At 68.7% G+C, this 15,152-nt stretch carries 13 protein-coding genes; 4 read left to right on the top strand and 9 right to left on the bottom strand.

From position 1 onward, the window contains the following. Positions 1–11: 11 nt before the first annotated feature. The 3 genes from BBJ41_RS18840 to BBJ41_RS18830 all read right to left on the bottom strand — a co-directional run bounded on the left by BBJ41_RS18840 (position 12) and on the right by BBJ41_RS18830 (position 4,861). On the bottom strand, positions 12–1,427 hold the full coding sequence (locus BBJ41_RS18840) for an NAD(P)/FAD-dependent oxidoreductase (protein WP_069747876.1): 1,416 nt from the start codon (positions 1,425–1,427) through the stop codon (positions 12–14). Between the two features lie 353 nt (positions 1,428–1,780). Then, complete coding sequence (locus BBJ41_RS18835; RefSeq protein WP_069747875.1) at positions 1,781–3,085, bottom strand: MFS transporter; 1,305 nt, start codon at positions 3,083–3,085, stop codon at positions 1,781–1,783. A gap of 120 nt (positions 3,086–3,205) precedes the next feature. Continuing rightward, complete coding sequence (locus BBJ41_RS18830) at positions 3,206–4,861, bottom strand: GMC family oxidoreductase (protein ID WP_069747874.1); 1,656 nt, start codon at positions 4,859–4,861, stop codon at positions 3,206–3,208. 181 nt (positions 4,862–5,042) lie between these two features. Between BBJ41_RS18830 and BBJ41_RS18825 the strand changes: the two genes are divergently transcribed. Next, positions 5,043–5,867: an IclR family transcriptional regulator gene (locus tag BBJ41_RS18825; RefSeq protein WP_069747873.1), complete on the top strand. Its 825-nt coding sequence runs from the start codon at positions 5,043–5,045 to the stop codon at positions 5,865–5,867. A gap of 77 nt (positions 5,868–5,944) precedes the next feature. On the opposite strand, the gene BBJ41_RS18820 is transcribed toward BBJ41_RS18825, so the two are convergent. The 4 genes from BBJ41_RS18820 to BBJ41_RS18805 all read right to left on the bottom strand — a co-directional run bounded on the left by BBJ41_RS18820 (position 5,945) and on the right by BBJ41_RS18805 (position 9,075). Beyond that, positions 5,945–6,268: a hypothetical protein gene (locus tag BBJ41_RS18820; protein ID WP_069747872.1), complete on the bottom strand. Its 324-nt coding sequence runs from the start codon at positions 6,266–6,268 to the stop codon at positions 5,945–5,947. 128 nt (positions 6,269–6,396) lie between these two features. Further along, positions 6,397–7,419, bottom strand: coding sequence for a DUF2891 domain-containing protein (locus tag BBJ41_RS18815; RefSeq protein WP_069747871.1), 1,023 nt, complete (start codon positions 7,417–7,419; stop codon positions 6,397–6,399). 19 nt (positions 7,420–7,438) lie between these two features. Then, on the bottom strand, positions 7,439–8,389 hold the full coding sequence (locus BBJ41_RS18810; protein ID WP_069747870.1) for a DUF979 domain-containing protein: 951 nt from the start codon (positions 8,387–8,389) through the stop codon (positions 7,439–7,441). Beyond that, entirely contained in the window at positions 8,386–9,075 is a 690-nt protein-coding gene (locus tag BBJ41_RS18805) for a DUF969 domain-containing protein (protein WP_069747869.1), read from the bottom strand. Before BBJ41_RS18805 ends, BBJ41_RS18810 begins: the two co-directional genes overlap by 4 nt. 332 nt (positions 9,076–9,407) lie before the next feature. Here BBJ41_RS18805 and BBJ41_RS18800 point away from each other — a divergent pair, with 332 nt between their 5' ends. Then, positions 9,408–9,632 (top strand): hypothetical protein, encoded by a 225-nt coding sequence (locus BBJ41_RS18800; RefSeq protein ID WP_069747868.1) that lies wholly within the window; start codon positions 9,408–9,410, stop codon positions 9,630–9,632. Between the two features lie 58 nt (positions 9,633–9,690). Here BBJ41_RS18800 and BBJ41_RS18795 read toward each other — a convergent pair whose 3' ends face one another. Continuing rightward, positions 9,691–10,119, bottom strand: coding sequence for a hypothetical protein (locus BBJ41_RS18795; RefSeq protein WP_069747867.1), 429 nt, complete (start codon positions 10,117–10,119; stop codon positions 9,691–9,693). Between the two features lie 345 nt (positions 10,120–10,464). Between BBJ41_RS18795 and cheB the strand changes: the two genes are divergently transcribed. Then, positions 10,465–11,469 (top strand): chemotaxis response regulator protein-glutamate methylesterase, encoded by a 1,005-nt coding sequence (gene cheB / locus BBJ41_RS18790; protein ID WP_069747866.1) that lies wholly within the window; start codon positions 10,465–10,467, stop codon positions 11,467–11,469. A 55-nt stretch (positions 11,470–11,524) separates the two neighbouring features. Further along, a complete protein-coding gene (locus BBJ41_RS18785; RefSeq protein ID WP_069747865.1) occupies positions 11,525–12,592 on the top strand; it encodes a diguanylate cyclase domain-containing protein in 1,068 nt (355 codons plus the stop codon). A gap of 15 nt (positions 12,593–12,607) precedes the next feature. Here BBJ41_RS18785 and BBJ41_RS18780 read toward each other — a convergent pair whose 3' ends face one another. Then, positions 12,608–14,857, bottom strand: a complete 2,250-nt coding sequence (locus BBJ41_RS18780) for a putative bifunctional diguanylate cyclase/phosphodiesterase (protein WP_069747864.1) — start codon at positions 14,855–14,857, stop codon at positions 12,608–12,610. Between the last annotated feature and the right edge of the window lie 295 nt (positions 14,858–15,152).

Raw genomic sequence — 15,152 nt, 5'->3', positions numbered from 1 at the left:
GCGCGCCGCGCTCAGGGCTTTTCGTCGTTCCTGAAGTACGACACGTAGAGCATTCGCTGCCCGATGCGCCGGAACGGCGCGAACGGGTGGCCGGGCAGCGGCGATGTGAAGATCGGCAATGTCTGGCGCGCACCCTTCCCGGCGATCTGCTCGGCGAGCCGGCGGCCGGCCTGCTGCGAATACGACACGCCGTTGCCGCCGTACCCGAGCGCGTAATACACCGACTGCCGCGGATCGGGCTGGCACACGCGCGGCATCATGTCGTGGCTCACGTCGACCCAGCCCCACCACGAATAATCGATCTCCACGCCGCGCAGCGCGGGAAACTTGCGGGCCATCCCTTCCTTCAGCAGGTCGAGGTGGCGCGGGTTCGGCGCATCGTCGCCGGTGATCGCGCTGCGGCTGCCGATCTGCAGGCGGCGGTCCGGCAGGAAACGATAGTAGAAGCGCAGCGTGCGCGTATCGGTCAGCACCTGCGTCGTGCGGAAATTGCACGCGTCGATCTCGGCGTCCGTCAGCGGGCGCGTGACCATCGAATTCGACAGGATCGGCATCACCTTGCTGCGCAGCGACGGGTGCAGCGTCTGTGCAGTGTACGCGCCGGTCGCGATGCCGACCGCGCGCGCACGCACGACGCCGCCCGGCGTGCGCAGGTGGTGCACGCCGTCGATCGTCTCGAAGCCGAGCACGGGGCTGCTCGTATGCACCTTCGCGCCGGCTTCGCGCGCGAGCCGCAGGTAGCCGAACGCGAGCTTCAGCGCGTGGATGCCGATGCCTTCCGGCTCGTGCAGCGCGCCGGCCGCCTCGTGGTCGTTGATGAATTCGCGGCGGAACGTCTCCGCGCTCAGCAGCTCGGACGGATAGCCGAACACGTCCTTCCACACCTTCGCCTCGGCCGCGAGCTTCGCCATGATGCGCGGGCGATGCGCGATCAGGAAATGGCCGCCCGGCTGCGGATCGCAGTCGATTTCCGACACGAGCGACTTGAAGTGCTCGAAGCCTTCGAGGATCTCGTCGTGCATTTTCAGCGCGACGTCCTTGCCCCAGCGCTCGATCCACTGCGAGCGCGACAGCCGGCCCGACGCGTTCTGCCCCTGCCCGCCGTTGCGGCTACTGCAGCCCCAGCTCGTGCGGTTGGCTTCGAGCACGACGGCCTTGATGCCGTGATCGCGCGCCAGGCACAGCGCGGTCGCGAGGCCCGTGTAGCCGGCGCCGATGATCGCGACGTCGACATCGAGATCACGCGTGACGGGGCCGTCGTCGGGCGGCGGGCTGCCGGCCGTCGCGACCCAGTAGGTCGGCGCGTACTGCCTGCCGCACCCGGGGCCCGGCGATACGAGCGGATCGTAGGTCGGGTCGTAACGCGTATCGTTCGGCCGGCCGTTGGCGAACCCGCCCGCGGCGCGTTCGATGGAGGAGGTCGACATGGTCAGCCCTCCGACGCAAGCGTGCCTGCCGCGCCGCAACGGGCGCGCGAGGCGATTCGACTGACTGATGCGGGGCGCGTGTCCGCCGCGCGGGCGAATGTTGCCGACTGCCTGTAGGTCATGCCTGTCTCCTGATCGTTCTCTTCGGGTCGATCGTGTGCAGATGCTTCAATGCGGCGATCTGTCGAGGAAAGTGTAGGCAGGCCGATTTTTCGCAGGTAGGGCCAGTGGACCGGATTCGCTTGGACCAGCGCGCGAGCCGGCACACGGCGGGCAGCGGCGCGCGGGCGAAGCCGCCGGCGGGCGCCGCGCCGATGCGGCCCCGCGCACCGCCCCGCCCGCGCACTGCGGCGTCACATCGCGCGCGCCGCGACGCCCGTCAGGCTGCCGCGTTTCTCGATCGCCCGCGCGGACACGACCGACAGCAGTGCGGACAGCATCACGTACACCGTGACGAGCCACGGCTCACCACCGTTCACGCGCAACAGCGCGGTCGCGACGATCGGCGTGAGGCCGCTCGCGAAAATGCCGGACACCTGGTAGACGAACGAGATGCCCGTGTAGCGCACGTTCGCGTCGAACAGCTCCGCGAACAGCGCGGCCTCCGGCCCGTACGCCATCGCGTAGAAGATCCCGAACGGGATCACCAGCGCGAGCCACACCGCGAGCAGGTTCGACGACTGCGTCTGCAGCAGCCAGAACGCGGGCAGCACCGACAGCCCGCACAGCGTCGCGCCCCACCGATACACGCGCGCGCGGCCGAGCCGGTCCGACAGGCTGCCGAACACGGGGATGAACACGCACATCACGACCGCCGCGCTCATCACGCCGAGCAGCGCATCGCCGCGCGAGATCGACAGGTTGCGCGTCATGTAGCCGATCGAGAACACCGCGAACACGTTGAAGAACACGCCGTCGATATAGCGCGCACCCATCCCGAGCAGGATCGCTTGCCGATAGTTGCCGAGCAGCTCGACGACCGGCAGCTTCGTATCGCGCCGCTGGCGCTTGAGCGCGACGAACTCGGGCGTGTCGGCCACCCGCGTGCGGATGTAGAAGCCGACCGCGACGAGCAGCAGCGACGCCGCGAACGCGACGCGCCAGCCCCACGCGAGAAACGCGGCATCGGGCAGCGCGCGCGACAGCGCCGCGACGACGCCGGCTGCGAGGCACAGCCCGATCGCGAGGCCGATCTGCGGCAGGCTCGCATACAGCCCGCGCCGGTGCGGCGGCGCGTATTCGTACGCCATCAGCACCGCGCCGCCCCACTCGCCGCCGAGGCCGATGCCTTGCAGCACGCGCAGCGTCAGCAGCAGCACGGGCGCCCACATGCCGATCTGCGCGTAGGTCGGCAGGAACGCGACGCCGGCCGTCGACACGCCCATGATCAGCATCGTCAGGATCAGCGCGGACTTGCGCCCGACGCGGTCGCCGAGATGCCCGAACAGCAGGCCGCCGAGCGGTCGCGTGATGAAGCCGACCGCGAACGTCGCATACGCGAGCATGGTCGACACGAACGCGTCGCCGGCCGGAAAGTACTGCTTGTCGAACACGATGCCGGCGACCACGCCGTACAGGAAAAAGTCGTACCACTCGACGGTCGCGCCGATCACGCTGGCCGCGGCCACGCGTCGGACGACCCGGGAATCGATTGCCATGCGAGCTTCTCCAGGTAAGGATGCGCCGCAACCTGCCCCGACGCCGTGCCGGCGGGGGCATCCGGTGAGCGCGCGGCGGCCGTCCGGGCGCAGGAGCACGGGCCGCGCGGGCGCGCCGCGCTACGCGACGGCTTCGGCGGCCGGTGCGACGCTGCGGCCGCGATCGGCCTCGCGCGCGTCCTCGAGGATCATGTCGGACGCCTTCTCGGCGACCATCACGATCGGCACGTTGGTATTGCCCGATACGAGGGTCGGCATGATCGAACAGTCGACCACCCGCAGCCCGCGCGTGCCGTACACGCGCAGCCGCTCGTCGACGACCGCGAGCGGATCGCTCGCGACGCCCATTTTCGCGGTGCCGGACGGATGGAAAATCGTCTGACCGTATTCGCGGCAAAACTCGAGCAGTTCGTCGTCCGTCTGCGCATCCGCGCCGGGCCGCACCTCGCGCTTCATCAGCGGCGCCATCGGCTCGGCCGCCGCGACGCGGCGCGCGAAGCGCACGCCGGCCACCGTCGTGCGGCGGTCGCGCTCGGTGTCCAGATAGTTCGGCTGGATCGACGGCGCGTCGCGCGCATCGTCGGTGCGGATTCGCACGGCGCCGCGCGATTCGGGCCGCAACTGGCAGATCGAATATGTGCAGCCGGGAAACGGATGCACGCTGCCGCCCGCCGAATCAGCCGACAGCGTCGAGAAATGGAACTGGATGTCGGGCGTCGCCGATTCGTCGGGCAGCGCGCGGCAGAACATCCCGCCCTGGTTGATGCCGATCGCGAGCGGGCCGCCGCGGAACAGCGCCCATTGCAGGCCCATCTTCGCGCGGCCGATCCACGAATGCAGTTCGTCGTTGGTCGTGATCGGCTTCGTCACCTCGTAGATCAGGCGCACCTGCAGGTGATCCTGCAGGTTCTCGCCAACACCCGCGCGATCGGCGACGACCGGAATCCCGTGCCGGTTCAGCAGCGCGGCCGGCCCGACGCCCGACACCTGCAGCAGTTGCGGCGACTGCAGCGCGCCGGCCGCGAGGATCACCTCGCGCAACGCGCGCACCTCGCGAACCTGGCCGTGCTGCACGTAACGCACGCCGCTTGCCTGCGCGCCGTCGAACAGCACCTTCAGCGCCTGCGCATCGGTTTCGACGTGCAGGTTCGGCCGCCCGCGCGCGGGCTTCAGGTACGCAACCGCCGTCGAGCAGCGCAGCCCGTTGCGCGTCGTGAGCTGGTAGTAACCGACGCCTTCCTGGTCGCCGGTATTGAAATCGTCGACGGTGCGCACGCCGAGCCGGTTCGACGCGGCGACGAACGCATCGACGAGCTCGTGCCGCTGCCGGATCGCCGACGCCCACAGCGGGCCACCGGTGCCGCGCGTCGGCCCTTCGCCGAGCGTGTTGTGTTCCAGCCGCCGGAAATACGGCAGACACTCGCGCCAGCTCCAGCCGCGATTGCCGAGTGCGGCCCAGTGGTCGTAATCCTGCTGCTGCCCGCGCACGTAGATCAGCCCGTTGATCGAGCTGCAGCCGCCGAGCGTGCGACCGCGCGGCCAGTACAGGCGGCGGTTGTGCATGTTCGGATCGGGATCGGTATGGAAGCCCCAGTTGTACACGGGGTGGAACATCGTCTTGCCGTAACCGATCGGCACGTGGATCCACATGTATTTGTCGGCGGGGCCGGCTTCCAGCAGGCACACCGTATGGCGGCCGCCGTCGGACAACCGGTTGGCGAGGACGCAACCGGCCGATCCCGCGCCGACCACGACGTAGTCGAAGGTGCGTGTCATTCCGTGTCTCCGTTCGGATATGAAAAATCCGGTATGTTTTGTCCAAATTTATTGAGCACACGGAACGCATACAAGCCGATTTATTGTCCACGCCGCGAATGTGGTACAAAAACCGTTCAATTCGTTTCATTTCTATCGCACACCATCCCGGGACGCACGCCGATCCCGACGGAGGAGACACATGCGCGAACCCGCCTCCGCGCCGCCCGACGGCGCGCCCGCCGACGACGCGCGCGTACTGCGCGCACTCGCCGTACTCGAAGCGCTCGCGTCGGCCGGGCAGCCGTACACGCTGTCGCAACTCGCCGCGCGGCTGCACATCCCGAAGGCGACGCTGCTGCGGCTGATCGAATCGCTGGAAGCGCGCGGCTACGTGATCCACATGCCCGACTCGCGCGGCCACGACCGCGGCATCGCGCTCGGCCCGCGCGCCGCGCAGTTCGCGCTGGCGGCGCTGTCGAACAATTCGTTTACGCGCGGCTGCCGGTCGGTGCTGCGCGCGCTCGTCGACGTGCTCGGCGAGACCTGCAACCTGACCGCGCTCGACGGCGACACGGTGCTGTACGTCGAACGTGTGGAGACGACCGAGCCGCTGCGGCTCGAAATGCGGCCCGGCATGCGCGTGCCGCTGCATTGCACGGCGAGCGGCAAGCTGTTCCTGTCGCAGATGAACGCGCTGGAGCGCAACGCGATGCTCGCGCGGCTCACGCTGAAGAAGATGACCTACCGGACGCTGACCGATTCACAGTTGCTCGCGGCCGAACTCGACCGGCTCGCGGCGCGCGGCGTCGGCATCGACAACGAGGAATTCGTGCGCGGGATGGTGGCCGTCGCGGTGCCGGTGAAGGATGCGGCGAGCGGACGCGTGCTCGCGGCGCTCGCCGTGCATGCGCCGACCGCGCGCGCGACGCTCAACGACCTGCTGGAGAACGTGGCGAAGATGCGCGACGCGGCGACACGGCTGGCGCCGCTGCTGCATGCGGCGGACGGTGCGGCGCCGGGGTGACGCGGCCGGGCGCTCGAATGCTCGAACGCTCATGCGTTCATGCACTCACGCACTCACGCACTCACGCACTCACGCACTCACGCGAGGTGATAACGCAACCAGAAAGTTTCTCGGCACGCGTTGTCGAACGTCAGCCGCGACGGAGTGATCGGCTGCGCATCGGGATGGTGAATCACGTCGTAGTCGATCCAGCATTCGGCGCACAGCAGATCGGACGGCGCGCGATCCTGCTCGACCGAGCGGCGCACGATCGCGCCGTTGTCGAAGCGGTATTCGGTTTCGTCGCGCGTGACCTCGACGTCGTCGTCGGTCCAGCGGTCGTGCGACGTTGCATGCGACACGATCGACACCGGGCCGGCGAGCCCGTGGATCGCGGCGACGTAGGAAATGAGCTTGTCCATGGCGAAGCGGCGAACTGGCGGATGGCCGCTTCGCGCGAGACATGCTGCGCGAAGCGGCCCGAGCGGCGAGTATAGCCGCGCATGGATGACCTTGCCGCCGATGGGGTTTCGCGCGGCGTTCTGCGTGGCTACGCCTCCACGGCGAGCAACGCGAACGTCGCGAGCCAGTGCTCGCCCATGTAATCGCCGGCCACGTGCGCGAGTGCGCTCGCAAGATGTCGCTCGGCCGCGTCGAGCAGCTTCGCGCGCCGTGCATCCCCTTCCGGCAGCGCGCCGGCGAGCGCGCGCTGGCACCACGCGCGACTCAGGTTCAGCCCGTCGAGGTGCGCGATCTTGCCGTCGCTGCGATCGCTGACCGTCGCCGGTTCGAACAGCGTCGCCGGCTCGCCGCGCGCGAGATCGGGCAGGAAGCGCGCGAACCAGCCGTCGAATTCGGCCGCCGGCAGCACGCGCCGCATCAGCTCGGCTTCCATCAGCGCGGGCGACAGGAACTCGTCGCCCGACGGCTCCCACGCCTGGCACGCGACGTCGTTCAGGTGCCAGCGCTTCGCGGTATCGACGATCAGCGCCGCGAGCCCGTCGCGTTGCGTCTCACGCGCGAAGTCGAGCGTGAGTGCCAGTGCGAACGCGGTGTTGAAGTGCGTGCCGACGCGCAGCGGATAGGTCGCCTTCGGCAGGAAGGTCTCGAAGCGCGACACGAACAGGTCGGTGAGCGGCGCCATCGTCTTCGCCCAGCGCGCGGCCTGCGGCAGCGCGCCCTTCAGCGCGAGCCGCTCAAGCTGCGCCGACAGCGCAAGCAGCCACGCCCAGCCATACGGCCGCTCGAAGCCGCTGTTGTGCGGCAGCGCGAGATACGCGCGCTCGCCGGCGACGTTCGCATCGGTGAAGTGCGCGTCGACGATCGCGACGATACGTTCGGCCTCCGGCAGCGCCGGATAGCGTTCGAGCACGCGCAGCACGAGCCAGTAGCCGTGCACGCACGAATGCCAGTCGTAGCTGCCGTAGAAGATCGGATGCAGCGCGCGCGGCCCCTGCACGTCGTGCGGGCCTTCGAGCGAATGCGTGAGCTTGTTCGGATATTCGCGGGTCAGGTGCGCGAGCGCGAGCGACGCGAATTTCGAGGCGAGTTCGGGCGTGAGTCGGTCGGTCATGAGGATCTCGTCCTTCGAGTCAGAAACGGAATACGAATGCGTACATCAGCAGCGTGTTCACGGCGAGCAACAGCACGGCCGTCGGCCACTGCGCCTTGATGACGCCGTTCTTGTCCTTCAGTTCGAGCAGCGCCGCCGGCACGATGTTGAAGTTCGCGGCCATCGGCGTCATCAGCGTACCGCAGAAGCCGCTCAGCATCCCGATCGCGCCGACGATCGCCGGGTTGCCGTGGAACTGGTGGACGATCAGCGGCAGGCCGATGCCGGCCGTCATCACGGGGAACGCGGCGAAGCCGTTGCCCATGATCATCGTGAACAGCGCCATGCCGACCGTGTACGCCGCGACCACCGCGAACGGCGAATCGATCGGCACCCAGTCCTTCACGAGCCCCGACACCACGCCGCCGACGCCCGCGACCGCGAACAGCGCGCCGAGCGCCGCGAGCATCTGCGGCAGGATCGCGGCCCAGCCGACCGCGTCCATCGTGTGGCGCGCTTCCCTCAGCGCATGCACGGGCGAATCGCGCAGCATCGCGAGCGCGACGACGAACGCGACGATCGTGCCGAGCACGAGCGAGATCAGCGTCACGCTCTTCGGATCGACGAACGGCACGCGCTTCAGCGCGAACGTGCCGATCAGCGTGACGACCGGAATCAGCAGCGCGGGCAGGAACAGCCGGTTGCCGAAGCGCTGCGCGAGCGACTCGCGCCGCGCGGCCGCCGCTTCGCCGGCTTCATCGGACTTGCCGCGCCCGAGCTTGCCCGAGCCGGCGATCACCGCGAGCGCGATCGCGAGGCAACCCGTGACGAAGTGCGGCAACAGCGCGCCGAACAGGAACGTGACCGCGTAGATCGCCCAGAACGCGAAATTGACGACGCGCCGCGGGTTCGTGCGGTCGGTCAGGTTGAAGCACGCAAACGCGGCGAACATCAGCCCCGCGAGCGTGTACAGCGATTCGAGTCCGATCATCGCGTGCCCTCCTGCCCCAGCAGACCGAAGCCGCGCGTGAGCCGGCGATCGAGCAGCGCAAGACGTGTGCAGTGGATCAGCAGCGCGGCGATCGCGCTCGGGATCGCCCACACCGACACGTGCAGCGGCTCGACGACGATCCCGTTCTGTTCGAGAAAGCCCTTGATCAGCAGGATCGACTGGATCGCGATGAAGATGTCCTCGCCGAAGAACACGGCGATGTTGTCGACGCCCGACGCATGCGCGCGGATCTGCTGGCGCACCGACTCGGGCAGCTCGCCGTGCCGGTTGACGGCGGCGGCCTCGGCCATCGGCGCGATCAGCGGGCGCACCATCTGCGCATGGCCGCCGAGCGACGTGAGGCCGAGCGCGGCCGTGGCCTGGCGCAGCACGAAATACAGCATCAGCACGCGGCCGGTGGTGGCCGCCTGCACGCGCGAGATCATCCGCTTCGCCTGCTCCTTGAGCCCGTTGCGCTCGAGCAGCGCGATCACCGGCAGCGTCAGCCAGATGAGCCCCATGTAGCGGTTTTCGGTGAACGCCTTGCCGAACGCGCTGACGATGTCGACGAGATTCAGCCCGCCCGCCAGCCCCGTCGCGAGCCCCGCGATCGTGACCACCAGCAGCGCATTGAAGCGCAGCGCAAAACCGATCACGACGATCGGCACCCCAATCAGCACCAGCATTGCTCCTCCTCGTATCTGGATGCGCGCCGCCGTGGCGACGCGCCGCCTGCCCGGTTTCGACCGGGCTCGGACGGCGAAATCTAACACGAGAATTTATCGATAAAAAGTCGACGATTTACTGCCTCGGGTAAACGTTGAAGCGTGCGGACACCGTACGCGGGCCATGTGTCGGCGGCGTTTCATCGGAGGAATGGCGGGTCGTCACGCGCGTTGCGCGGCGCGATTCGCCGCATCGGGGCGGCGGACGGCCGCCCGCACGGGCCGCCGCGCATGGCGGAGCCCCGGTGCGCCGACTACACTGAAAAGCATCGGCAACGTTCGGGAGAGCCGCCATGATTGACGTATTCCAGACCATCGGCAGCCGCGCGTTCTCCGCTCACCTGGCGAAGGACGGGATGGTGACGCTGATGGAACAGCGCCAGGAAGTCGACCGCGTGACGCTCGCGACCGCCTATGCCGCGCTCGTCGAGGAGGCCGAGCAGGAAACCGACCTGCTCGACGCGACGGTCGAAGGCATGATGCGCGCGCTGATCCAGGGGTACGCGCGCAGCCATTGACGACGATCGACGGCACGGCCGCGCATCCGGTGCGCGGCGGTCGTCCGGCCGGTTGCCGCTACGCGGCCGGCGTGCCGGCGCCCGTGCCGAACCACCGTCCGGCGCGCAGTTGCGCGTAGTCAGCCTGCGTGAAGATTCTCAGCAGGTTCGATACCGCGCCGTTGCTGCCGCGATCGAGTCGTGTCAGGAAGGCCCCGACCTCGTCGCAGCCGGCAAACAAGATCGTGCCGAAGTAGCGTTCGCGCTCGGCGTCGGACAGGCTCGTCGCGCGCAACTGGTACGGATGGTGAAGCGCCGCGAACAGGAAGAAGTAGCGTTCGGCGTCGTCGCGCAGCACGCGCACCGCATCGGGTTCGACCGGAAACTCGCGGTGAAAGGACGCATGTCCGCTCTCGATGTCGATCCGGTACAGCAACCTGCCCTCGCGCTCGATCACGATCGGCGCGTACGGGCCACGGCTGACGAGCACGGTGTCGGGCGCGGTCATCCGGTTCTCCCCTTCTTTTTCATCGAAGCCGGCACGGTAACATGCGTGCTTCCGCGGCCTGCGGTAGCGGGTTTGCACGATCCCGGCGCGTACGAGCCAGCCGACCCGGCACCGTTGCCGGCAGGAAATGCCGCGTCGTCACAGAGGAAACGTACTGAAACGGCACAATGCGCGAATTTTTCGATTGCCGCCGCCCGCGCCGCATGACAGCATGCGGGGCGTCGCCAACCGAAAAGAATTCCGTGCCGTCCGCCCGCCGATGCCGTTCGGCGGCGCCGGACGGGCAGTGCTTTCCATGAACCCGGCCCACCTCCAACACTACGAACCGACCGGAGAATTCCGCTTGTGAACATCGGCATCGTCAACGACCTCCCGCTTGCCGTCGAGGCGATGCGCCGTGCGATCGCGCAACGGCCCGAGCACCGCGTGCTGTGGGTCGCGACCGACGGCGCGCAAGCCGTCGAACTGTGCGCCGCGCAGCCGCCCGACGTCGTGCTGATGGACCTGATCATGCCGAAATTCGACGGGATCGAAGCGACGCGCCGGATCATGCGATCCGAACGACCGTGCGCGATCCTGATCGTGACGAGTTGTATCGGCGCGAACGCATGGCGCGTATTCGAGGCGATGGGCGCCGGCGCGCTCGACGCGGTCGACACGCCGCGGCTCGGCGACGGCGCGGCCGGCGACACGACCCGACTGCTGCTCGCGAAGATCGACCAGATCGGGCGCCTGCTCGACGCACCGGGCGGCACGCGCGTCGCCGGCACGGCTGCCCGCACGCGCGGCGGCCCGCTGATCGCGATCGGCGCATCGGCCGGCGGCCCCGGCGCGCTCGCGTCGGTCCTCGGCGGCCTGCCGGCCGACTTCAACGCGCCGATCGTGATCGTGCAGCACGTCGACCGCGCGTTCGCCGAAGGCATGGCGCAATGGCTCGACGGGCAGACGCCGCTCGCCGTGCGCGTCGCGCGCGAAGGCGACCGCCCGCAACCGGGCGTCGCGCTGCTCGCCGCGACCGACGATCACCTGCGCATCACGCGCGCCGGCACGCTCGAATACACGCGCGAGCCCGCCGCCACGCCGTATCGCCCGTCGGTCGACGTGTTCTTCAACAGCCTCACCGAGCACTGGCCCGGCCGCGTGATCGGCGTGCTGCTCACGGGAATGGGCCGCGACGGCGCGATCGGCCTGAAGGCGCTGCGGATGAAGGGCTACCATACGATCGCGCAGGACGAGGCGACCAGCGCCGTCTACGGCATGCCGAAGGCGGCCGCGACGCTCGGCGCGGCGCGCGCGATCCTGCCGCTCGGGCGCATCGCGGGCGAGCTGGCGGCGCTCGCGCGAATCTGAACCCGATGAACACCCGCAACACCCATGCCTGCCCTCGCAACAACCCGCATCGATCATGACTAGCGACCTGACCCGCCCGCCGGGTGGACCGTACACGCCGCCCGCCGACGTGCCGGCGATGGTGCTGCTGGTCGACGACCAGACGATCGTCGCGGAAGCCATCCGCCGCGCGCTCGTCGACGAAGAAAGCATCGACTTCCACTACTGCCCGCGCTCGGACGACGCGATGGCCAGCGCGCTCGATACGCGGCCGACCGTGATCCTGCAGGACCTCGTGATGCCCGGCACCGACGGGCTGAGCCTCGTGAAGGCCTATCGCGCGAATCCGGCGACGCGCGACGTGCCGATCATCGTGCTGTCGACGCAGGAAGAGCCCGTGATCAAGAGCGCCGCGTTCGCGGCCGGCGCGAACGACTACCTCGTGAAACTGCCCGACCGCATCGAGCTCGTCGCGCGCATCCGCTACCACTCGCGCTCGTACATGAACCTGCTGCAGCGCGACGAGGCCTATCGCGCGCTGCGGCAATCGCAGCAGCAACTGCTCGAGGCCAATCTCGAACTGCGCCGCCTCACGCACTCGGACGGCCTGACCGGACTGTCGAACCGGCGCTATCTCGACGAATACCTGGCGGCCGAATGGCGGCGCGGCGCGCGCGATCGCAGCGAGCTGTCGCTGCTGATGATCGACGTCGACAATTTCAAGCTGTACAACGACACGTACGGGCACGTGTCGGGCGACAGCGTGCTCAAGCAGATCGCGTCGACCATCGAGCGCTGCCTCGGGCAGTCGGGCGATCTCGCCGCGCGCTTCGGCGGCGAGGAGTTCGCGGTCGTGATGCCGGCCACGTCGCCGGGCGCCGCGCGGCTGCTCGGCGAGAAGATCCGTCTCGCGGTCGAGGCGCTGCGGCTGCGGCACGCGCATTCGTCGACCGGCGACACCGTGACGATCAGCATCGGCGGCGCGAGCGTCGTGCCGATTCCCGGCGTGCCGACGACGTCGCTGATCGAAGCGGCCGACCGTGCACTGTATCGCGCGAAGCACGAAGGCAAGAACCGCGTCGAGATCGACGCGACGCCCGCGCCGACGGGCGCCGGCGGGTTCGACGCGCCGCGCGACGCTTGAGCGGGTGCGCCGCGCTCACGCTGCGCCGAAGCGGCGCGCGTATTCGTTCGGCTCCAGCGGACGGCTGAACAGGTAGCCCTGCTGCATGTCGCAGCCGATCTGCCGCAGGAAGCACGACTGGGCCTCGGTCTCGACGCCTTCGGCGGTGACCTTCATCCCGAGCGAATGCGCCATCGCGACGACCGCCTGCGTGATCGCGACCGAGTCGTGGTGATCGGGCACGCCCGATACGAACGAGCGGTCGACCTTCAGGTTGTGCAGCGGAAAGCGCTTCAGGTACGCCAGCGACGAATAGCCGGTGCCGAAATCGTCGACCGAAATCCGCACGTTCATGTCCGTGAGCGCTTCGAGCATCGGCAGCACGGTGTCCGTGTCGTTCATCAGCAATCCTTCGGTAATCTCGAGTTCGAGCGCGGACGGATCGAGCCGCGTTTGCGCGAGACAGCGATCGACCGATTCGACGAGCCCTTCGTGGAACTGCCGCGGCGACAGGTTGACGGCCAGCATCAGGTCGGGCGCGATCGTGCGGCGCCATTCGGCCGCCTGCCGGCACGCGGTTTCGAGCACCCACTGGCCGATCCCGACGATCAGCCCCGTATCTTCCGCGACCGGAATGAATTCCGCCGGCGACATCGGCCCGAGTTCGGGGCTCGTCCAGCGCAGCAGCGCTTCGGCGCCGACCGTGCGGCCGCTGCGCGCATCGACCACCGGCTGATAGGCGAGCCGCAGCGTTTCCGATGCGAGCGCGCGCCGCAGCGACTGCTCGATCGCGAAACGGCGCTGCAACCGCAGGTTGAGCTGTGCGGTGAAGAACGTGAAGTGATTGCGGCCGCGCTGCTTCGCGTCGTACATCGCGGAATCGGCGTTGCGCATCAGCGTGACCGCGTCGTCGCCGTCGCGCGGCGCGACGCTGATCCTGATCGACACGCCGAGCCAGTACTCGTTGTTCGCGATCGCGAACGGCTTCGCGATCGCGTCGATCACCTCGCGCGCGAGCGCCGCGAGACGGTCGGGATCGTCGCAGTCGTCGACGAGGATCACGAACTCGTCGCCGCCGACGCGCGTGAGCGCATACCGGCTGCCCGCACAGGTCGCGAGCCGGGCCGCGACACTGCGCAGCAGCGCATCACCCGCGTCGTGGCCGGCCGTGTCGTTGACCTTCTTGAAGCCGACGAGGTCGATGAACAGGATCGCGACGCGTGCGGGCCCGGCCGCCTCATCGTGTCCGTCGAACAACTCGCGCATGCGGTCGCCGAGCCAGCGTCGGTTGTAGAGGCCCGTCAGCGCATCGCGCGTCGCCAGGTAGCGCAACTGCTGCTGCGCTTCGCGCACGGGGCCGATGTCGTTGAACGACACCAGCACCGAGTCGGCCTGCGTCTCGCCCGGTTTCACGATCGGCACCGCGTTGCCGCGCACCCAGATGACGTCGCCGTCCGCGAGGCCGAAGCCCACCGTGTAGTCGAGCATCGGCGTGGCCGTCATGAGCACGCGCCGGCTCGGCCAGTCGTCGGGCGGGATCGGCGTACCGTCCTCGTTGAGCTTGTGCAGGATCACCGTCGACAGCCGGCGGCCAACCAGGTCGCCCTTCACGCGCATCATCCGGTTCGCGCTCGGGTTGCTCGCGACCACGATGCCATCGCGCGACACGACGAGTATCCCTTCGTTCAGGCTGTTGACGACGAGCCGGTGATGTTCCTCGCTGCGCGCGAGCTGCCGCACCATGCGGTCCTGGTGCACCGCGAGGCCGACGCTGTTGCCGATATCGCGCAACAGTTCGGTTTCCTCATCGCTCGGCCGTCGCGGCGTGCGGTAATAGACGGCGAACGCGCCGAGCACGGCGCCCGCCTCGTCCAGGAACGGCACCGACCAGCACGCGCGCAGGCCAAGCGGTAACGCGACGGCGCGGTAGTCGGCCCACAGCGGGTCGGTTTCGATGTCCTCGACGACGATCATCCGGCGCTCGTACATCGCCGTACCGCACGAGCCTGCCGCCGGCCCGATCGACGCACCGTCGATCGCGGCGCTGTACTGCGCGGGCAACGACGGCGCCGCGCCGACACGCACGTGCACGCCGTCCGTATCGAGCAGCAGGATCGTGCACGATGCGCCATCGCCGAGCAAAGCTTCGGCGCGCCGGCAGACTTCGACCAACAGTTCCGGCAGCGGTGTGTTGCGCGTGATCAGCCTCAGCACGCTCTGCTCGGACGCCAGCACTTCCGCTGCGAGCCCGAGGCTGTAACGAGAACTTTGCGGTTCGGTATTCAAGATGAATCCTGCCGTCTGTCCGACCGGGTCTGATGCGCCCGGTTCGTTTGTGATCCTTCGTGCCGTTTTCTCGCTCCGGGTTTACGCCGATGCCCGGTGCGCCCCGTTGCGCGCCGAGCCAGGGCGCGCCGAAATGTATTTAACACCAATCCGTGACGCCCCGCGCGTCCACGTGCATCAGGGCTTACGCGCGGTTGGCGCGCCGCGCGCGTGCATCAGTCAGGTCACCGAAAGGCTCACGCGCCGCGCGACGGCACCGGGCGCGTCGGCGCACGCAGAAAACGGGCGTTGAAAA

This window comes from Burkholderia stabilis (assembly GCF_001742165.1).
GTDB classification, from domain to species: Bacteria; Pseudomonadota; Gammaproteobacteria; order Burkholderiales; family Burkholderiaceae; genus Burkholderia; species Burkholderia stabilis.
This window is presented reverse-complemented; position numbering and strand designations above follow the sequence as displayed.